Origin of the sequence: Enterococcus diestrammenae (assembly GCF_049384045.1) — a bacterium.
In the GTDB taxonomy this organism is placed as follows: domain Bacteria; phylum Bacillota; class Bacilli; order Lactobacillales; family Enterococcaceae; genus Enterococcus_C; species Enterococcus_C diestrammenae.
In genome coordinates, this window is sequence record NZ_JBMRGR010000013.1 from 72,297 (window position 1) to 91,544 (window position 19,248).

19 protein-coding genes are annotated in these 19,248 nt (G+C 44.4%); 16 read left to right on the forward strand and 3 right to left on the reverse strand.

The annotated features are described in order from the left end of the window. Window positions 1-47 precede the first annotated feature (47 nt). Entirely contained in the window at window positions 48-1,316 is a 1,269-nt protein-coding gene (locus tag ACO03U_RS10015) for a tyrosine-type recombinase/integrase (protein ID WP_204687103.1), read from the forward strand. Window positions 1,317-1,321: 5 nt separating this feature from the next. Here the strand turns inward: ACO03U_RS10015 and rpsD are convergent, their stop codons facing one another. Continuing rightward, window positions 1,322-1,933 (reverse strand): 30S ribosomal protein S4, encoded by a 612-nt coding sequence (rpsD, locus tag ACO03U_RS10020; protein WP_204687102.1) that lies wholly within the window; start codon window positions 1,931-1,933, stop codon window positions 1,322-1,324. 251 nt (window positions 1,934-2,184) lie between these two features. Beyond that, on the reverse strand, window positions 2,185-2,790 hold the full coding sequence (locus ACO03U_RS10025; RefSeq protein WP_423104704.1) for an NB-ARC domain-containing protein: 606 nt from the start codon (window positions 2,788-2,790) through the stop codon (window positions 2,185-2,187). A 477-nt stretch (window positions 2,791-3,267) separates the two neighbouring features. On the opposite strand from ACO03U_RS10025, the gene ACO03U_RS10030 reads away from it, so the two are divergent. From ACO03U_RS10030 to mgsA, 4 genes are all read left to right on the forward strand, one after another. Beyond that, a complete protein-coding gene (locus ACO03U_RS10030; RefSeq protein ID WP_204687100.1) occupies window positions 3,268-4,065 on the forward strand; it encodes a formate/nitrite transporter family protein in 798 nt (265 codons plus the stop codon). Between the two features lie 66 nt (window positions 4,066-4,131). Next, the gene (locus ACO03U_RS10035) at window positions 4,132-4,785 is read left to right on the forward strand and encodes a DNA alkylation repair protein (protein ID WP_204687099.1); all 654 of its coding nucleotides are present in this window, start codon (window positions 4,132-4,134) and stop codon (window positions 4,783-4,785) included. 80 nt (window positions 4,786-4,865) lie between these two features. Then, a complete protein-coding gene (locus ACO03U_RS10040; protein WP_161870115.1) occupies window positions 4,866-5,642 on the forward strand; it encodes an HAD family hydrolase in 777 nt (258 codons plus the stop codon). A gap of 111 nt (window positions 5,643-5,753) precedes the next feature. Beyond that, window positions 5,754-6,176 (forward strand): methylglyoxal synthase, encoded by a 423-nt coding sequence (mgsA, locus tag ACO03U_RS10045; protein WP_161870114.1) that lies wholly within the window; start codon window positions 5,754-5,756, stop codon window positions 6,174-6,176. A gap of 325 nt (window positions 6,177-6,501) precedes the next feature. Here mgsA and ACO03U_RS10050 read toward each other — a convergent pair whose 3' ends face one another. Beyond that, a complete protein-coding gene (locus tag ACO03U_RS10050) occupies window positions 6,502-7,698 on the reverse strand; it encodes a hypothetical protein (RefSeq protein ID WP_204687098.1) in 1,197 nt (398 codons plus the stop codon). Between the two features lie 355 nt (window positions 7,699-8,053). Here ACO03U_RS10050 and ACO03U_RS10055 point away from each other — a divergent pair, with 355 nt between their 5' ends. The 11 genes from ACO03U_RS10055 to ACO03U_RS10105 all read left to right on the forward strand — a co-directional run bounded on the left by ACO03U_RS10055 (window position 8,054) and on the right by ACO03U_RS10105 (window position 19,054). Then, the gene (locus ACO03U_RS10055; RefSeq protein ID WP_204687097.1) at window positions 8,054-8,851 is read left to right on the forward strand and encodes a TIGR00282 family metallophosphoesterase; all 798 of its coding nucleotides are present in this window, start codon (window positions 8,054-8,056) and stop codon (window positions 8,849-8,851) included. A gap of 5 nt (window positions 8,852-8,856) precedes the next feature. After that, the gene (locus ACO03U_RS10060) at window positions 8,857-9,237 is read left to right on the forward strand and encodes a YlbF family regulator (protein ID WP_161868273.1); all 381 of its coding nucleotides are present in this window, start codon (window positions 8,857-8,859) and stop codon (window positions 9,235-9,237) included. Window positions 9,238-9,316: 79 nt separating this feature from the next. Next, on the forward strand, window positions 9,317-11,923 hold the full coding sequence (gene mutS, locus ACO03U_RS10065) for a DNA mismatch repair protein MutS (RefSeq protein ID WP_204687157.1): 2,607 nt from the start codon (window positions 9,317-9,319) through the stop codon (window positions 11,921-11,923). 206 nt (window positions 11,924-12,129) lie between these two features. Beyond that, window positions 12,130-14,223, forward strand: a complete 2,094-nt coding sequence (gene mutL / locus ACO03U_RS10070; RefSeq protein WP_204687096.1) for a DNA mismatch repair endonuclease MutL — start codon at window positions 12,130-12,132, stop codon at window positions 14,221-14,223. A 16-nt stretch (window positions 14,224-14,239) separates the two neighbouring features. Beyond that, the gene (locus ACO03U_RS10075) at window positions 14,240-14,797 is read left to right on the forward strand and encodes a Maf family protein (RefSeq protein ID WP_204687095.1); all 558 of its coding nucleotides are present in this window, start codon (window positions 14,240-14,242) and stop codon (window positions 14,795-14,797) included. Window positions 14,798-15,209: 412 nt separating this feature from the next. Next, a complete protein-coding gene (msrB, locus tag ACO03U_RS10080; protein WP_161868270.1) occupies window positions 15,210-15,641 on the forward strand; it encodes a peptide-methionine (R)-S-oxide reductase MsrB in 432 nt (143 codons plus the stop codon). 194 nt (window positions 15,642-15,835) lie between these two features. Then, on the forward strand, window positions 15,836-16,444 hold the full coding sequence (gene ruvA / locus ACO03U_RS10085; protein ID WP_204687094.1) for a Holliday junction branch migration protein RuvA: 609 nt from the start codon (window positions 15,836-15,838) through the stop codon (window positions 16,442-16,444). A gap of 44 nt (window positions 16,445-16,488) precedes the next feature. Further along, the gene (gene ruvB / locus ACO03U_RS10090; protein WP_161868268.1) at window positions 16,489-17,493 is read left to right on the forward strand and encodes a Holliday junction branch migration DNA helicase RuvB; all 1,005 of its coding nucleotides are present in this window, start codon (window positions 16,489-16,491) and stop codon (window positions 17,491-17,493) included. 37 nt (window positions 17,494-17,530) lie between these two features. Next, entirely contained in the window at window positions 17,531-18,106 is a 576-nt protein-coding gene (locus tag ACO03U_RS10095; protein ID WP_161868267.1) for a TetR/AcrR family transcriptional regulator, read from the forward strand. Between the two features lies 1 nt (window position 18,107). Beyond that, a complete protein-coding gene (locus tag ACO03U_RS10100; RefSeq protein ID WP_161868266.1) occupies window positions 18,108-18,569 on the forward strand; it encodes a low molecular weight protein-tyrosine-phosphatase in 462 nt (153 codons plus the stop codon). 80 nt (window positions 18,570-18,649) lie between these two features. Then, complete coding sequence (locus ACO03U_RS10105; protein ID WP_161868265.1) at window positions 18,650-19,054, forward strand: hypothetical protein; 405 nt, start codon at window positions 18,650-18,652, stop codon at window positions 19,052-19,054. The last annotated feature ends 194 nt before the right edge of the window (window positions 19,055-19,248 follow it).

Here is a 19,248-nt window from a genome sequence, read left to right on the forward strand (position 1 = left end):
AGTTCATTCCTTTCCTATGTGCCCCACACAATAGGAGGAAAAATAGAATGGATATTAGCAAGAAGATTCAAGAGTATAGGACAAAAAAAGGCGATAAACGTTATATTTGTAGAAATATTTATATTGGAAAATATTCAAACGGATTGCAAAAAGTTACGGATATTCGTGGAAAAAGCAAAGCCGAAGTGAAGAGTAAGTATAATCACATGGTTTATGAATTTGACCCCGAAGCATGGAAGGAAAAAGCTACCGAATCAGAAGTAGTTACGTTCAATGACTTATATCAGCTTTGGTATCCACAATATTTGAAAGGTGTAAAAGAATCGACGGGAAGAGGGACTAGAAAGAGAATAGAGCAGCATGTTTTACCTGATCTGAAGGATATGAAGTTAGAGGATATTTCGGTTCTTTCTTTGCAAAACTACTATGACAAGTTTATGGAAGTCAATGGCACGAAATACTACCATCAAATTTTGCAGATTGTTTCTAAAATCATTCGATATGGTGTCAGTATCGGCTTACTTGACCAAGACCCGACTGAATATGTAATTAAACCCAAAGTTGAAAAAAAGAAAAAGGAACGACTTTATCTTAGTAAAGAAGAATTGAAACGATTTTTTTCTTATTTGGATAATCTAGATGATCATTACATCAATGAAGTACAAAAAATACTCTTTCGTGTATTGGCGCAATCTGGTTTAAGGATTGGAGAATGTACCGCTTTATTATGGTCGGATGTTGATTTCCAGAAAAAAACAATATCTGTCACTAAGTCATTTACTTATAGTAATAGCGGCTGGAAACTGGGTACACCCAAAAATGTGGCATCCAATCGTGTGATTACTATGGATGAAAACACTATGAAGAGATTGATGGTGTTTAAAAACATTCAAGAAGATTACCTTGAAACATTAGGAATGAACCAAGCTGATGAGGACTTTATCTTTCTTTCGCGAAATGGAAATGTTCTTCATCACGCAAGTATTTACGATATGTTGAAAAGGATTGTGGCTCATGCGGAGTTACCGGATATTAATATCCACAGTTTACGTCATACCCATGCGACTTTATTGTTTGAAAGTGGAGCTAGCGCAAAACAGGTACAAACACGATTAGGCCACTCAAGTGTCAAAACAACGTTAGATACCTACACCCATGTTGGAGAAGATATGAGCCAGAAAACGGTAGATACTTTGATGGATTACTTAGACTCGAAACCAACTAAGGTAAAAACTAAGGTAAATCCACTCTCTCGAAAAAAAGAGCAAAAAAAATCACCCAAAACCTTGATATACAAGGATTTGGGTGAAATGTAATGAGATTACATTAATTTGTTGTAGAATTCAACGATGAATGATTCGTCAACGTCTGGAGTCATTTCGTCGCGTTCTGGCAAGCGAGTCAATGAACCTTCTAATTTTTCGTCGTCAAAGCTTACAAAAGCAGGACGGCCGATTGTTGCTTCAACAGCTTCTTTGATCGTGATCATGTTTTTAGATTTTTCACGAACAGAAATCACTTGACCTACTTCAACGTGGTATGAAGGGATGTCAACGCGTTTGCCGTCAACCGTGATATGACCGTGGTTAACCAATTGGCGTGCTTGGCGACGAGTAGAAGCCAAACCAAGACGGTAAACCATGTTGTCCAAGCGTTGTTCCAACAAGATCATGAAGTTAACACCGTGTTTACCTTCTTTGATTTTGCTAGCTTTGACAAACAAGTTACGGAATTGACGTTCGTTCAAACCGAACATATGACGTAGTTTTTGTTTTTCAGTTAATTGCAAGCCGTATTCTGATTTTTTACCACGGCTGTTTGGTCCGTGTTGACCTGGTGGGAAAGGGCGACGTGCCAATTCTTTACCAGTGCCGGACAATGATACGCCTAAACGACGAGATTGTTTCCAAGATGGTCCTGTATAACGAGACATTTAAAATTCCTCCAATTAAATTAGTTGGAGTAAAATAATCCGATGAAAAATTCATAATCGTACAGTCTGTCCTTCAATCTTCACCTTTTGCAGCCGCGGTTACACAATTGAACTGGTAAACCAGCGCCAGACTGGGGACGAGCTATTATTTTTCTGCTGCATTATTTTACACAAAGCATAGTATACGACAGATGGCTAGCTAGCGTCAAGTTTTCCCGTCAAAAAAGGAAAAATCTAAGGAAAGATTAGCTTTACTTAAAAAGCTGGTCAAAGACATCTTGGTGGTTTTTGGCAGTGATGATGCGGAGGTCTGGCGGGGCATTATCTAAAAGCTGCTGGGCTTCTCGTCCTTGGCGTTCGGGAAAATGCCAAATGTAAGAGATAAACTCCCAATCAATGGTATCCGGATTCCCACCAGGATTGCTGGCTCCTTTGCCACGATAGGTGAGGTAACGTTTGATGACGCGCCAAATAGCTACGAGACGAGGTACTTTTAGCAAAATCACCAGCTGCGTCCGGGGCAGACGTTGGGACAAGGTGGAAGCGTAGTTGCCATCGATGATCCATTCGTCAGTTGCTAGGATTGGCTGAAGTTTTTCGAGAAGTTCATCAGTGGTGATGGTGTGCTGGTCGTCTACCCAAAACAGTTGATCTAAGCGTACGGCCGGCAAGTGCATGTGCTTTGCTAGCTGGGTGGTGAGGGTCGACTTGCCAGCGCCGGGAGTTCCTAAGATGAGAATACGTTGATAATCAGCCATGATTAGCATTAGCCTCCTTTTTATCGACTTGACTTCATGAAACCCTCTTGCTTGCGTAGACAGCTGGAGGAGTTCGTGAAGCTTTTTGGTAGGATGGATTAGTTTTAGCTACTTGTGATGGAGGGGTTAGTTGGTGAGTCTACCCAGGCATTCATTTCATTTATTACTTGGAGACAAGACAAAAGCGTAGTTTCAAATGGAGGAATATAGGGTAGAAAGCTCTCAGTCCAATTGATCTTTTGCTAAGTAAAAGTCAGTCTTTCCAGTATACTGAGGGAAGGCTTTCAGGTCAATCGTTTTCTGGGCTTTTTTACCAATGAAGTACTTTTAGAATGAGCTGCTTTTCTTTGCGAGAGAAGGGTTTCTTGCTATGATAGATTTAGATGAAGGCAGTGAGCAATTTAAACTTGAAAACGCGAATGATTGTTTTCATTTGTTTTCATTTTTTTCTTTACAAAACAAGGTTTTCTCCTTACAATAGTAAGGTATATGGGCTTTTTTGTGACTGCCTGCAGGAACAATGAAAGCTCGGTCGTTTTGCCGTTTTGGGACAGAGACTAAAGGAGAAGAGAAGAGATGAATCCGGTATCCCCATTATTTGAAAAGATTGATACCTCCATTGAGAAAAAAGTAGATCTAATCGAGGGTAGTTATTTGCGCTATGCAGTCCGTGCGATGCTGGCTTGTTTGTTTCTGACTTTGGGAACAGGCGTGGCATTTGCGATTGCCATGAAGGGAGAACATATCGCCCCAGGACTTGGCAAGATGCTGTATGCCTTTATGTTTAGTTGGTCTTTAGTGATGATTTTGTATATGAATGCCGAGTTAGGCACTTCCAACATGCTTTATATGACTGTCGGGGTATATCGCAAACGCTTGAGTATTCCGTTAGCAGCGAAGATTTTATTTACCTGTATTTTGTTTAACTTAATCGGCGGTGTTTTGTTTGCCTTTTTGATTGGTCAGACAGTGCCGTTTCAAGGATTAGAAGCAGATAATTTTCTGTTCACTTCGATTCAAGCAAAACTAGCAAAATCGACGGGACAGATTCTCATCGAGGGGATGTTTGCCAATATCGTGGTTAACACTGCGGTAATGATTTCGATGCGCATGAAAGATGATGCTGGTAAAGTGGCGGCCATTATTTTTGTTATCTTCATTTTTGCTTTTCTAGGGTATGAACACGTGATTGCCAATTTCCCAGCCTTTACGTTGGCTTTTGTAGCATCTGGTGGGGCTTTGGAAGGCATGACGGTAGCGAGTGTGGCTCACAACTTATTTTTCGCTCTGATTGGTAATTACATCGGTGGCGGTTTAGTGATGGGATTGGGCTATGCTTGGTTGAACAATTCTAAATCAACTTATGTAGATTAAGTAACAAGCGGCGGTGGTAGCATCGTCGCTTGTTTTGCGTCGTTTATTTTTGATAGGAGCTAGGAAATGGAACAACTGACGATTACCCGCTTGTTTCCCTTTGAACCGGAAAATGCCGCCAGCATGGCAGCTTATATGAAAAATCAGTTTCCCTTTTGTGGGGTGCCTTCACCGGAACGCCGGCGTTTGGAAAAACCCTTTTTGACTGCTAGTCGGCAATGGGCATTGCCTGAATTGGTGGCGACAGTCGTAGCTTATTATCGCCAACCGGAGCGGGAGTATCAGTATTTCGCCATCGATTTGGCACAACACAATCTCAAACGTCTCACCTTGGGAGACTTGGAAAACTGGCTCCCTTTGTTGGGAGAAAAACAATGGTGGGATAGCATCGACGCTTGGCGGAAGGTTTATAGTGACTGGTGCTTTTTGCATCCAGAACAGCTGGCGACGGTCTTTGGCTGGTTTTATGGTCACGAGGATTTTTGGTATCGCCGGGTGGGGATTAATTTGCAGTTGAAGTTTAAAGCCCAGACCAATCAGGAAATCTTAGTCCAAGGAATCTTAGCGGATATAGCTACGGATGAATTTTTCATTCAAAAAGCGATTGGCTGGTCTTTACGAGAGTATAGTAAGACCGACTCGACATGGGTGGCCGACTTTATTGATACCCATCCAGCGCTCAGTAAACTAGCAGTTCGAGAAGGCAGCAAGTATTTGTAATTTTACGGAATAAAGGTGTCGGAGAGTATGCTCCCCACCATTAATCAAACATAAAAAGAAAGCGAGTTATCACGACAATCATGAAACGCAAATTGATCGCATTTGACATCGACGGTACGTTATTAGGAACGGATAAGAAAGCTTTGGATAGCACTCGAGAAGCCTTGGTGCAGCTAAAAGAAGCCGGACATCTAGTTACGGTTGCCACAGGCCGCAGCCGCTACTTAGCACGAGACGTCATCCGAGACTTGGATTTTGAAAACTATATCGTCTGCAATGGTTCGGCCGCCTTTTTAAGCCACAACCAAGTATTCAAGCATTTGCTTGATGCCAATGAGCTGGATCGCCTAGTCACTACCGCCAACCAGCAAGGCATCGATACCGCCTTTATTGAAATGGACCGGGCTCGGCGTCTGACATCCAATAATGTGGGAGCGATGGCCCAAGCGATGATGTCTTTTGGCGCTGGGGTACCAGAATTTGATGACCAATTTCCTGAAGAACAGGAAGTGTACCAAGCTTTAGCCTTTTTTGGTGCGGAGTATCAAGGGCAATTTGAAGCCGCTTTTCCGCTGTTTCGTTTTGTTCGTTGGCATGAAAATTGTGTCGATGTCGTGCCACAAAATGGCTCTAAAGCAGCGACTATCCAGTTTCTAGCCGAGCGGGTAGGGATTGCGCCACAAGATATCATCGCTTTTGGAGATGGCAATAACGACAAGGAAATGCTTAGCCAAGCTGGTGTCGGTGTGGCGATGGGGAATGCCGCAAGCGACGTACAGTCCCAAGCGGATATGGTGACGGCGGACTGTGACCATGATGGGATTTGGAAAGCTTTAAAAACCTTGGAGTTGATTTAGACGGACTGACATCCAGACCACGAAACTTCGGCGCCGGCCTTTATCCCGCCCTTGTTTCGTGGTATCTTTTACAAAAGGACCGGTATAGCCGGTAGGAGATGGAGGAAAGACATGAAAATTGCATTGATTGCTCATGACCGTAAGAAGGATTTAATGGTTCAGATGACTACCGCTTACCGAGAAATCTTAGCGAATCATCAACTATATGCTACTGGGACTACCGGATTGCGAATTCAAGAAGCCACAGGGTTGCCTGTTCATCGCTATAAAAGCGGCCCTCTCGGTGGTGACCAACAAATCGGCGCGATGATTTCTGAGGACGATTTGGATATGGTCATCTTTTTACGAGATCCTTTAGCTGCTCAACCTCACGAACCAGACGTGACGGCCTTGATTCGCCTCTGTGATGTCTATGAAATCCCGTTGGCCACCAATATCGGAACAGCTGAAATTTTGATTCGCGGTTTGCAAGCCGGTTTTGCGGATTTCCGTGAAATTGTCCATGAGATGGAAAACAAACCCTTGTCATTTTAAATGATGCCATAAAAGCTCCTAGCCAATTGTAATCAAGCTGGAAAATCGTTGAATCAACGACTTTTGCTAGTTTGGATACTGAATTGGCTAGGAGCTTTTATATGGTTTTTCGATGCCTCAAAAATGGTGAAATTTAGCGAACTAGGAATTGAAATAGCTGAAGTTGGACCGAGAAATGCCCAACGTAAAACGGGTTTGTCGTTGCTAGTTCATCTAAGTAGAAATCGCTAAGTTGAGCTAGCAAAAGACAACGGTTCTTTGGTTGGTATTTCCCGCTCTCACTACAGCCCGAGGGATCTACTGGAAACAAGGACAACTGGCTTTTTTAGAAGCACTTGCTACAAGGAGTCAAATTACGGGCTAATGCTTCCTCAAGGGTTGCTGGTGTAAAATTACCATTGCCACATTTATGGGTATGGTATTTTGAGCCAGTTGGAGTCACCATCACAGTTTGACCAACGGCGTCTTCTTGAGTTGTTTGTTGATCCTGTGCTTGTTGTTCTTGAGCTTGTTGTTGAATTTGTTCTTGCTCTTGAGCTGCTTGAATTTCTTGTTGACGTTGCTCTTCAGCGGCTTTTTTCTCAGCGTCAGCTTGTGCTTTTTCGGCTGCTTGTTTTTCTTCGATATCATGGTGAAGATTTTGCAGGCGCTTTTCTAAGGTAGGCTGTTTTGTGGGTAAGGTTGTTAACGCCTCTAAAGCTGATTGATAGTCGTCATTGGCAAGAGTTGTTTCCGCGTGCTTGATTTTTTCTTTGGCAGCGGCGACTAATTTCGTATTTTTTTCTTGCTCGTGTACTTGTTTTTCGCACGCTGCTACACGTTTTGTGAGTGCATCTTTTGCTAAAGAGGATGCTGCCACTTGGGTTTGAAATGCTACTAGGCCTTCACGAGTCGGTTCTTGCTCTAGCTCCTCAAGCGAGCCAAGAATCTCCAAGTAATCGGCCACATCTTCTAATCGTTGTTCCAGTTCGGGATAGCTTTGGCTTAATGCTTGGATTTGGGTAAAGGCCACATCAAAGTGATCTTGGGAAGGTTCTTTTTCTGCAGTAGCTAGAGCAGTATCTGCCAATTTGAGGCGCTCTTTTTCCGCTTGACTCTCCAAATGAGCGAGATAGCCAGTCGAAGGAGTGATTTCTATGGTTTTGACTGTTTCTTCTCCTCGAAAGACACTTTTAATCACTAGTTCCTTAGTGCCATCATCGACTAACTGGATATCATAAGTAAAGGTTCCTTCATGAGAGATTTCTTCGCCGTCAATGAACAATTCCGCTTCACTATTGGTAGTTCCTTCTAGGTGGCAATTCCCAGATGGATCGGTTTCTAATTGTTGGGGGGAGATTTTCAAATACGCCGCTTCTACGGGTACTTGACTACCACCAGCTGCCATCAAGAGCAGGCTACCGACTGCGATTAATAAGACGGGCTTTTTGGGCTTCTTCTGTCGAAAAGCACGCCATAAGCGCCATCCACTCACTATCAGTAAAACGAACCCCAGTACTATCAACACTTCCCAAAACACCATCTTTTTCCTCCCTTTGAATAACCAAGAGAAAAACTTTCTTAAGTGTCTGTCAAAAAGAAAGTCGCTCTCCTTAGTTGATAATAGATTTAGTCATTATTTAATACTCACTAAAAACATTCAAAAAAATAAAAAATACGTAATAATAATGACTATATATTAAAATTATAGCAAATTTTTCCATTTTCAACAGTTGCTTTCGTAAAAATCCCTATACAATTATCGGTGGGCTATTTCGATTATTTCTAAAACTGTGGTCAAGGAAGTTCTCCGAAAGCAGTGAAACTCACAAGGCTTTTTTTTACACGAAAAAACGTCTATAATAGGAAAAGACAGTTTTTGGAGAGAGGGAAAAAATTTGCGGGTTTTATTTATTGGTGATGTGGTAGGTTCTTTAGGGCGGGATACAGTGACGACATATTTGCCTCGTCTGAAAAAGAAATACCGACCTCAAGTAACAATTTTAAATGGCGAAAATGCCGCTAGTGGTCGTGGGATTACTGGTAAAATATATAAAAAGTTTTTGGCAGATGGCGTGGATGTCGTGACGATGGGGAATCATACCTGGGACAATCGCGATATTTTTGAGTTTATCGATGATGCCAAAAAGATGGTGCGACCCGCTAATTTCCCAGAGGGGACTCCGGGACAAGGGATGGTCTTTGTCAAAGTCAATACCATCGAGCTGGCTGTAATCAATCTGCAAGCCCGCGCGTTTATGGTGGATTTGGATGATCCTTTCCGTAAAGTTGAAGCTTTGGTAGCTGAAGCGCGGCGCCAAACGCCCTTTATCTTTGTGGACTTTCATGGGGAAACCACCAGCGAAAAACAAGCAATGGGTTGGTTCTTAGATGGGAAAGTATCTGCGGTGGTGGGGACTCATACCCACGTCCAGACCAATGATGCCCGGATTTTGCCCCAAGGGACTGCTTATTTGTCTGACGCCGGTATGACTGGCCCCTATGATGGCATTTTGGGAATGAAGCGGGAAAACGTGTTAGAAAAGTTTTGGACAGCTTTGCCTCAACGTTTTGAAGTGGTGGAAAAAGGACGGAGTATTCTCAGCGGGTGTTTGATTGACATCGATGAGAAAACCGGTGCTGCCAAAAAGATCGAGACGATTCAGATTTCTGATGATCGTCCCTTTATGGAGTAGACGAGATGACGAATTTTTTAGAGCAAGAACAAGTGGTTAAGCAGGCGGTGCAGCAGTTAAGCCGGCTGCTTTCTGATTTACCTCAAGTGCAGGAGTTTCAACAGTTGGCTGAAAAAGTTGCGGCCAATCAAAAAATTGCCCAACTAGAAGAAGCTATCAAACAAGCACAAAAAGATGCTGTCCAATATCAGCACTACCAGAAACCAGAGGCTCACGCCCAAGCACTGGCAAAAGCAGATGAGCTCACAGCGCAATACAATCAACTGCCCTTAGTGGTGGCTTACCGGGAAAAAATGCTAGAAGTCAATGATATCCTGCAGTATGTGACTGACCGGATTCAGCGAGGGGTAGAGGATTTGACACAAACGCCACCTCCTACCAATTGATGGAAACAAAATAGAAGTGAAGCAGCCCACTAGTCGCAGCTAGGGGCTGGCGATCGTTATGTTAGAAAGGAAAACAACCATGCCTCAAAAAACCAAAAATACCCCTATGATGGAGCAGTACCTCAAGATTAAAGCCCAATACCAAGATGCTTTTTTGTTTTATCGTTTAGGGGATTTTTATGAAATGTTCAACGAGGATGCCCTTAAGGCGGCTCAAATTTTGGAGTTGACCTTGACTAGCCGCAATAAAAACGCCGATGATCCGATTCCGATGTGTGGTGTACCCTATCATGCAGCGCAGGGCTACATTGATACCTTGATCGAGCAAGGGTATAAAGTCGCGATTTGTGAACAGGTGGAAGATCCCAAAACCACTAAGGGAATGGTGAAGCGTGAAGTTGTCCAATTGGTAACACCGGGAACGGTGATGGATGCGAAAGGCTTGTCTGCCAAAGAAAATAACTTTTTGACGGCGGTAGCTTTTGATGGTCAACAGTATGGCTTTGCTTACGCAGATTTGAGTACGGGGGAATTTAAAACAGCCCTATTGCCAGACGAAGAAGGGGTGCTAAATGAGTGCTCTGCCTTACAGACCAAAGAAATCGTCTTCGTTTCGGAAGTTCCTGAAAAACTCAAGACGGCTTTGGAGGAACGCTTAGGGCTGGTCTTTTCTTATCAAGAAGAGTTGTTGGAGACGGCCGAAAATCAGTTTTTGACGGCGGCTTTAACCAGTTCTCTGGAAAAAACAGTGGCGCTTAAGTTATTGAGCTACCTTGCTATCACTCAAAAACGCAGCCTGGACCATATCCAAAAAGCCGAGAGCTATGAACCCGACCATTTTTTGAAGATGGATCATTACTCCAAAGTGAATTTGGAGTTGGCCCGCTCTATTCGTACCGGTAAAAAACAAGGCACTTTGTTGTGGTTATTGGATGAGACGAAGACTGCGATGGGGGGGCGTTTGTTGAAACAATGGTTAGACCGTCCCTTGATTCAAAGCCAGCAGATCAATGCCCGTCAAGAAATGGTACAATCCCTGCTAGACAGCTATTTTGAGCGGATGGATTTGCAAGCGGCTTTGACTAAAGTCTATGATTTGGAGCGCCTAGCTGGTCGTGTGGCTTTTGGCAATGTCAATGGCCGCGACTTGATTCAGCTAAAAACCTCCTTGTTACAAGTGCCTCAAATACGTAACCTGTTAGTTGGTATCAATACGGGCCAATGGGAAACGCTGCTGCAAGACATTGAACCAATGGAGGATTTGGTGAATTTAATCGAGGCGGCTATCAATGAAGAAGCTCCTTTGACGATCACGGAAGGCAATGTGATCAAAGATGGTTTTAACCAGCAGTTGGATGATTACCGGGATGCGATGAGAAATGGCAAAAAATGGCTGGCTGAGCTGGAAGCTTCTGAGCGAGCAGCCACCGGAATTAAGACCTTGAAAGTTGGTTTTAACCGAGTCTTTGGCTACTATATTGAAATCACTAAAGCCAACCTAGGAAATTTAGAAGAAGGTCGCTACGAACGGAAACAAACATTGGCAAATGCTGAGCGTTTTATCACTCCTGAGTTGAAAAAGTTAGAGACGCAGATTCTGGAAGCAGAAGAAAAATCCGTGGATCTGGAGTATCAGCTCTTTTTGGCAGTACGAGAAGAGGTCAAGCAAGCCATCGAACGTCTCCAAAAATTGGCGAAAGCCCTCAGTGCCGTGGATGTGCTCCAAAGTTTTGCGACGATTTCTGAACGCTACCAATACGTGCGTCCAATCCTTAATCAAAAACAACAGTTAAATATCCAAGAAGGCCGTCATCCAGTGGTGGAAAAAGTTCTGGGGCATCAAGAATATATCCCAAATTCTATCACCATGGATCCTGAAACGTTGATTTTACTGATCACTGGGCCAAATATGTCTGGGAAAAGTACCTATATGCGACAGTTAGCCTTGACGGTAGTGATGGCTCAGATGGGGTGCTTTGTGCCTGCCCAAGTGGCAGAAATGCCGGTTTTTGATCGGATTTTTACACGGATTGGTGCCAGTGATGATTTGATTGCTGGTCAGTCTACCTTTATGGTGGAAATGATGGAAGCCAACCAAGCGTTGCGGCACGCAACACCTAATAGCTTGATTTTATTTGACGAACTAGGACGCGGCACGGCTACCTATGATGGGATGGCTTTAGCTCAGTCGATTATTGAATACATCCACGAACATGTACGGGCAAAAACGTTATTTTCTACCCATTACCACGAGTTGACGGTGTTGGATCAAGAGTTGCTCCGCTTACGCAATGTCCATGTGGGAGCGGTGGAAAAAGATGGCGAAGTTGTTTTCCTACACAAGATGATGGAAGGCCCAGCTGATAAAAGTTATGGGATCCATGTGGCGAAGATTGCCGGTTTACCGGCACCATTGTTGGAGCGAGCGGCGACGATTTTGGCGACATTGGAGGCGGACGCTACCAGTATGGCACCTGCTGTGGCGATAGAGACAGAACAGCCAGCGAGTCATCCGGTAACCTCTGCACCTCAAGTCTCAGAGGAAGATCCTTTGCAGATGTCCTTGTTTGGAGAAATCACACCAGCAGAACAAAGCGTTTTGGATCAGTTGCGAAAACTTGATTTATTAGACGTCACCCCTCGGAAAGCATGGGAAATCTTGAGTGACTTGCAAAATGGTTTGTAGCTAGTGATGCGTAGGAAGTCGGATTTTTAACGCTATTGAAAGCTTAAAAACAAGTATCCACAGAATTGCTGGGGCTTGTAGGAGGGCAATCCCTTAAGGAGCAGTTACTGCGTTCACTACTATCTGAGGGCCTTTCAAAAAACAGGTTCAACCGGTGTTCCGATCGTTCTAGCGTTTAGAAAAGAGACCAAAAGTGAGGAATGATTATGGGAAAAATCCAAGAATTATCAGAACAGCTAGCCAATCAGATTGCTGCTGGGGAAGTGGTAGAACGGCCAGCTTCAGTAGTCAAGGAATTGGTGGAAAATGCGATTGATGCTGGTGCCAACCAAATTGATATTTTTATCGAGGAAGCCGGATTACGGAAAATCCAGATTATCGATAACGGCGAAGGAATAGCTGATGAAGACGTGGAAAATGCTTTTAAACGTCATGCGACTAGTAAAATTCATAGTCGCAATGACTTATTTCGCATTCGGACTTTAGGGTTTCGGGGTGAGGCGTTACCTTCGATAGCCTCGGTTTCGCAAGTAACTTTGGAGACGGCGGTGGCCGGCGCCGAAAAGGGTACTTTGTTGGTCTTGGCTGGTGGCAAAGTCACGCAACATGAGGCTGCTCCTTTACGGCAGGGGACGAAAATCACCGTGGAGAACCTCTTTTTCAACACACCGGCACGGCTAAAATATGTCAAAACCTTACAGACAGAGTTGGCCAATGTCGGGGATATCGTCAACCGTTTGGCGCTAAGCCATCCTAAAATTGCCTTTCGTTTGGTTCATGAGGGCAATAAGATGTTGGTGACTGCGGGCAACGGGGATCTCAAGCAGACTATCGCTGGGATCTTTGGTGTTGCAACCGCGAAAAAAATGTTGCCGATTGCCATGGAAGACTTGGATTTTCAGATTAACGGATATGTCTCGCTACCGGAAGTTACACGGGCGAGTCGCAATTACATGTCAACGATTATCAATGGCCGCTATATTAAAAACTTTGCTTTGAATAAAGCCATCGTTAACGGTTATGGTTCAAAATTGATGATTGGGCGCTTTCCTATCGCGGTGATCGAGATTGCCATGGACCCATTGCTAGTGGATGTCAATGTTCATCCCACGAAACAAGAAGTTCGTTTGTCGAAGGAAAAAGAATTGATGTCTTTGTTGAGTCAGGGGATTACGGAGGTCTTGGCCTCTCAAAACCTGATTCCGAATGCCGCCGACAACTTAGGGTTTAAAAAGAAACAGCCTTTGCCGCCGGTGGCAGAACGTCCAGAACAGTTAGCGATGGAATTGCCAGCTTCGGAAGCAGGAACGACAGCGAAAACCGGTTTGGCTTTTGATGCGAAAACGGGTAGTTTCTATTTAAAAGAAGCTTATCCACAAGATGTGGATAAGCCTGTGGAGAACTCTGGGGAAAAAGAAGTTACTCCATCAACTGTTGATTCACAAAGTTTAAAATCGGAAGTAAGAGAAACGGGCTTTTCCGTGATTTCAGAAGAATCTCCTGAAACGCAGGAATCTGTGAAGGAAGTAACTGCGGCCCCGGCTGAAACTTATCCACAAGAGGCAATGGCCGAAGATGAGGATTTTAGTTATCAACAAGAAACTCATTTGCATCCAGAATTTGATTTTGCCAAAGATGGGGATAAGTCTTTAGAACGAGCCCTTCAACAAGTTGAAGCCGTGCCTCAAGAACGTTTTCCCCAGTTGGATTATTTTGGGCAGATGCATGGGACTTATTTGTTTGCCCAAAGTCATGAAGGGCTGTATATTATCGATCAGCATGCCGCTCAAGAACGCATCAAATATGAATATTTCCGAGAAAAGATTGGTGAGGTCAGCAATGATTTGCAAGATTTGCTCGTACCCATCGTCTTGGATTATCCCAACAGTGATGCTTTGAAACTAAAAGAGCAACTGGTTTTATTGCAGGAAGTTGGTATTTATTTGGAAGAATTCGGCGCCAATAGTTTTATTTTGCGAGCCCATCCCACTTGGTATCCAGAAGGGGAAGAGGAAAGTATCGTCAGAGAAATGATCGATATGCTGTTGACTACCGGTACAGTCAGTGTCAAAAAGTTTCGGGAAGCTACCGCCATCATGATGAGTTGCAAACGATCCATCAAAGCTAACCATCATTTGAACGATCTTCAAGCCCGGGTTTTGCTAGAGGATTTAGCAAGATGCGAAAATCCTTTTAACTGTCCTCATGGCCGGCCGGTGCTCATCCACTTTACCAACAGTGACATGGAAAGAATGTTTAAACGAATTCAAGATCCTCATCGGACGAAAGATAGTTTGTAAGAGAAAGGGTGGCAACATGGCAATTATCCTAGCATCTCAGTCTCCCCGGAGAAAAGAGCTTTTGCGTTATTTGGTGACAGATTTTCTGATTGAACCAGCGGATGTAGATGAGACAATCCAGCCCAGTGATGAACCAGAAGACTACGTGATGCGAATGGCTCAAGCCAAAGCAGCAAAAATAGCGGCTCATCATCCAGCAGATATCGTGATCGCTTGTGATACCATCGTGGTGAATCTAGGAGAAATTCTCGGTAAACCTGTGGATCGAAAAGATGGCTACCGCATGTTGCGGGCCTTAAGCGGTGGTGTCCATCAAGTCTTCACTGCCCTGGTGATTCGTCAAGGAGGGCAAATCACCACAGCTCTGGTTCCCGCGGAAGTGACTTTTTTTGAGCTAACAGATGAGGAAATCCAGAACTATCTGGAAAGTGGCGAGTATGCGGATAAAGCTGGAGCATATGGGATTCAAGGGGGCGCCAGTCTCTTTGTGAAACAGATTGTCGGCGATTATTACAGTATTGTCGGCTTTCCCGTCGGCGTGGTGAATCAACTGTTGAAAAAATTTAAATCGTAAGCAAAAAGGTCTGTGACAAAAGCCTTGGTTTAGTACTCCAAACCAAACATTACTATGCGTGAGACGCAAGCCAAAGAAGCGTATCCTCCACTAAACAGTATTGGAGGATACGCTTCTTTTCAATTATTCTAGTTTTTACTTTTGATACCCTAACCAATAAAGGGCTTAAAAATGAGGTATCGAAAAGGCGAAGATAACAGACGTGTAGAAGGAAAATCAGACGGTCATTCTGCTGTTTAAAAATGGTAAAATTTAGCTCCGTCATTATTGCGCTGACGGTAGCTAGACTGGCAACTGTCAAATGGAGGGCTTGGCGTTTATCGGTCCTACGACAAGCTTTCTGCGTCTAAGCAAATAGCAAGAGTTGTCCGTCGGCTGAGGCTATAATATAGCTAGAAAGGTCGTGAAGCAGATGAATGAACAGGAAAAGTTGCGGCAGCGGCTGACGCCAGAAGCTTATGCCGTCACCCAGGAAAATGCTACAGAAGCACCGTTTACTGGCCAATATGATAATTTTTACCAAAAAGGGATCTATGTGGATGTGGTCAGTGGGGAGGCGTTGTTTTCCTCCGCTGATAAATATGACGCTGGCTGTGGGTGGCCGGCTTTCGCCAAACCCATCAGTCGCCGCCAGATTCGTGAGCAGGCCGATTTTAGTCATGGAATGCATCGCGTGGAAGTACGGAGTAAGGCGGCCGATTCTCATTTGGGTCATGTTTTTAGCGATGGGCCTACCGAATTAGGTGGTTTGCGGTATTGCATCAACTCGGCGGCTTTACGGTTTATTCCCTATGAGGAGATGGCTGCCGCCGGTTATGGGGAATATTTGGATTTGGTAGAATAGTCAGCTTGTCTCAATGGCGGCGTTTCCTTGTTGGAGCGCCGTTTCTTTGGTGTCATTACCGATGGAAATAAGCAAGCGGGAAGGTAAAAAAGGGCTGCATCTGCATCGCCGAAATTTTACCAGTTGGTTTGGTGGCATCGGGGATTTGTGGTACAATAGGGGGAACGTATGTACATGTCTAGGAAGGAAAAGTTATGTTTGATTATATCATCGGTCGGGTGACAGCCATCACACCGGCATATATTGTTTTGGAAAATCACGGCATCGGTTATCAGATTGCGATGGGCAACCCTTATCGTCTCAGTAGCCAGATGGATAAAGAGGTGAAGATTTATGTTCACCAAGTGATCCGAGAAGATACGCATCTTTTGTATGGCTTTCAAACACCAGAAGAAAAAATGCTCTTTTTGCGTCTGATTAGCGTGTCAGGTATCGGGCCTAAGAGTGGTCTGGCGATTATGGCCAATGATGATCACACCGGTATGGTCAACGCTATTGAGTCAGGGAATGTGACGTTTTTGGTGAAATTTCCCGGAGTTGGTAAGAAGACTGCTCAACAGATGATTTTGGATTTACAAGGAAAACTTGGCGAGTTTGCCCATGACGACTTGCTGGCCGGAGATTTTGATCAACCAGAAGCGGTCACAGCAGAAACGACGCCATTGACAGAGGCCCTGCAAGCGTTGGAAGCCTTGGGGTATTCAGCAAAAGAAGTCAAACGGGTGGAGAAAGAATTGAAAACTAGCGCCTTGACTACGACGGATGAATACTTGCGGGAAGGCTTAAAATTAATGATGAAATAACCCGCACTACGGCCCTACTGCTCAGCAATTGAAAGGTGAAGTTTATGACAGAAGAACGAATCTTGTCACCGGAAAATGCCGATGATAATGAACGAATCATCGAAAAATCCCTACGACCTCAGTTTTTGGCTCAATATATCGGTCAAGACAAGGTAAAAAATGAATTAAACATCTATATCCAAGCGGCCAAACAGCGGGAAGAAGCGTTGGATCATGTGTTATTGTATGGCCCACCAGGTTTGGGGAAAACCACCATGGCTATGGTGGTTGCCAATGAGATGCAGGTGGCTATCCGCACCACTAGTGGTCCGGCCATTGAAAAGCCGGGGGATTTAGTCGCAATTTTAAATGAACTCCAACCCGGGGATGTCTTATTTATCGATGAGATTCATCGCCTGCCTCGCGTGGCAGAAGAGATGCTCTATTCGGCGATGGAAGATTTCTACGTGGATATCATGGTGGGTACCGGTCCGACAGCTCATCCGGTTCATTTTCCGCTGCCGCCGTTTACTCTAGTAGGAGCGACGACACGGGCGGGGATGTTGTCGGCGCCATTACGGGATCGCTTTGGCATTGTCAGTCATATGGAGTATTATGAAGAAAAGGATTTACAAGAAATCGTCCTGCGCTCAGCAGACATCTTCAATACAGAAATCGTGGAAGAAGGCGCTCTGGAGATTGCCCGTCGTTCTCGGGGAACCCCGCGGATTGCCAACCGGTTGCTAAAACGAGTACGGGATTTTGCCCAAGTCCAATCCAATGGAATCATCAATCGGAAAATTGCTGACCAAGCTTTGCAGATGTTGCAAGTAGATCAAGCGGGATTGGATTATGTAGACCAAAAACTGATTCGGACCATGATTGAACTATATGGTGGCGGTCCGGTGGGCTTATCCACTTTATCAGTAAATATCAGTGAAGAAACTGAAACAGTTGAGGATATGTATGAGCCTTATTTGATCCAAAAAGGTTTTCTAAAGCGCACGCCGCGGGGACGGATTGCAACCCAGCTGGCTTATGAACACTTTGGCTACCCATATTCTAGCTAAAGATGAGCGTATGTACTTATGAGAAGAGGTGAAGCAGATGGCAGGTGCCTATCATACCAAAGAAGAGATTGCAGAGATGTTGGTAGCTTTGGCTCAAGACAAGCCAATCAATAAGATTTCCGTCCAAGAAATTGCGCAAAAAGCGGGAATCAATCGCCAAACCTTTTATTATCATTTTTCTGATAAAAAAGAGTTGTTGCGTTGGTTTTACCAGACAGACTCCTTGGGTTATCTGACTTCTTCTGAGTTGAGTTTGGAAAACTGGCAAGAGCAAGCCTTGAAAATGTTAAAGGCGATGAAAGAAAAAGGGGCCTTCTATCAGGCGACGGTGGCTTACCAACGGGATTTATTAGAAGAGTCGTTTTCCCAGATTGTGATGCCTTTGTTTCGTCGGCTATTTGAAGATGTCGACCATGAGCAGTTGCTTTCAGACCGGGATAAAGAATTTTACGGACGCTTTTTTGCCTATGGCTGTAGTGGGATGTTAGTGGCTTGGATTCGCGAGGGTTTTCAGGAGACACCACTGGATTTGGCTACGCAATTTTTTCAAATGGCAAAGGATACCGAATTTTTCAGCTCACAGCTGTATCAAATAGAAATGGAGAATCAGTAAGATGACGACGCGGGTCTTGTTCGTTTGTCTAGGAAATATTTGTCGCTCCCCCATGGCAGAAGGGTTGATGCGTGCCTATAGTCAGGGCCAACAACTGGATGTAGAGGTGGATTCGGCAGCTACTAGTCGTTGGGAGGTGGGGAGTTCTCCCCACCCGGGAACGCAAAAAGTTCTGCGGGCAGCTGGCGTTGACAGCAGTCAGATGCAAGCGCGGCAGATTACTTCTCAGGATTTTTGGAAATATGACTATATCATAGGGATGGACCAAAACAATGTTGCGGATCTTCAAGCGATAGCCCCACATGGAACTGCTGAGAAAATTCATGGGTATATGAGTGTGGTTCCAGGAAAAGAGATGGCCGAAATCCCTGATCCCTGGTATACAGGAGACTTCGAGGAGACTCGCCAACTGATTATGGAGGGGTTGCCTTATTGGGTGCAAATATTTAGCAATCATCACTAGCAGGTCAGACAGGTCAGATAGGTCAGATAGGTACTTCTTTCTGAGTCCTGCAGAGGAAAAGCAGACAAGGACGGTGGGCAATGGTCACACAGAAGCAAAATGAGGAGCAAGAACTAACCACGAAAAGTAAATTAGGTCCACTTGGGGAGTTTTTCATCAATACCTCCTACGCTTTGTGGCAAAGTCTTTTGGATGAGCCGGACCAACAGACTCGCCAGGCTGCGATAACAGCAGAGATGATTGAAAAACTCAAAGTGGCAGCTATGGAAAACAGTATCGTGGTCTTGTTGGTGGAAAAAGCCTACGATCCTAATCATTACGAAACCATTACCGGATGGATGGCCACGAAAGAAATCACTCCACCGCTAATCCCTGTAAAACTCCCAGCTGAAGGGGCACCGATTCAAATGGTTCCCTTGGCACGGGTGCGAAAGCTGAGTATTTTGGATAAACATGGAGCAAAGACTAGTGTGACGCGGGGCTAGTAACTATTTTTTTGAATACTAAAGGTAAGGGCGAGACGCTACTTCGGTGGCGTCTCTTTTTGTATGACGGTAGTGGGAAAATGTAAAAACTAGGGGGAAGTGCTACTTACTCAAGACGTAAGCGAGAAATAATCCAACGCATTTTCTACCAATCACTCCTCCTTTATACTTAGCTTATTGCTAAATATGAGGAG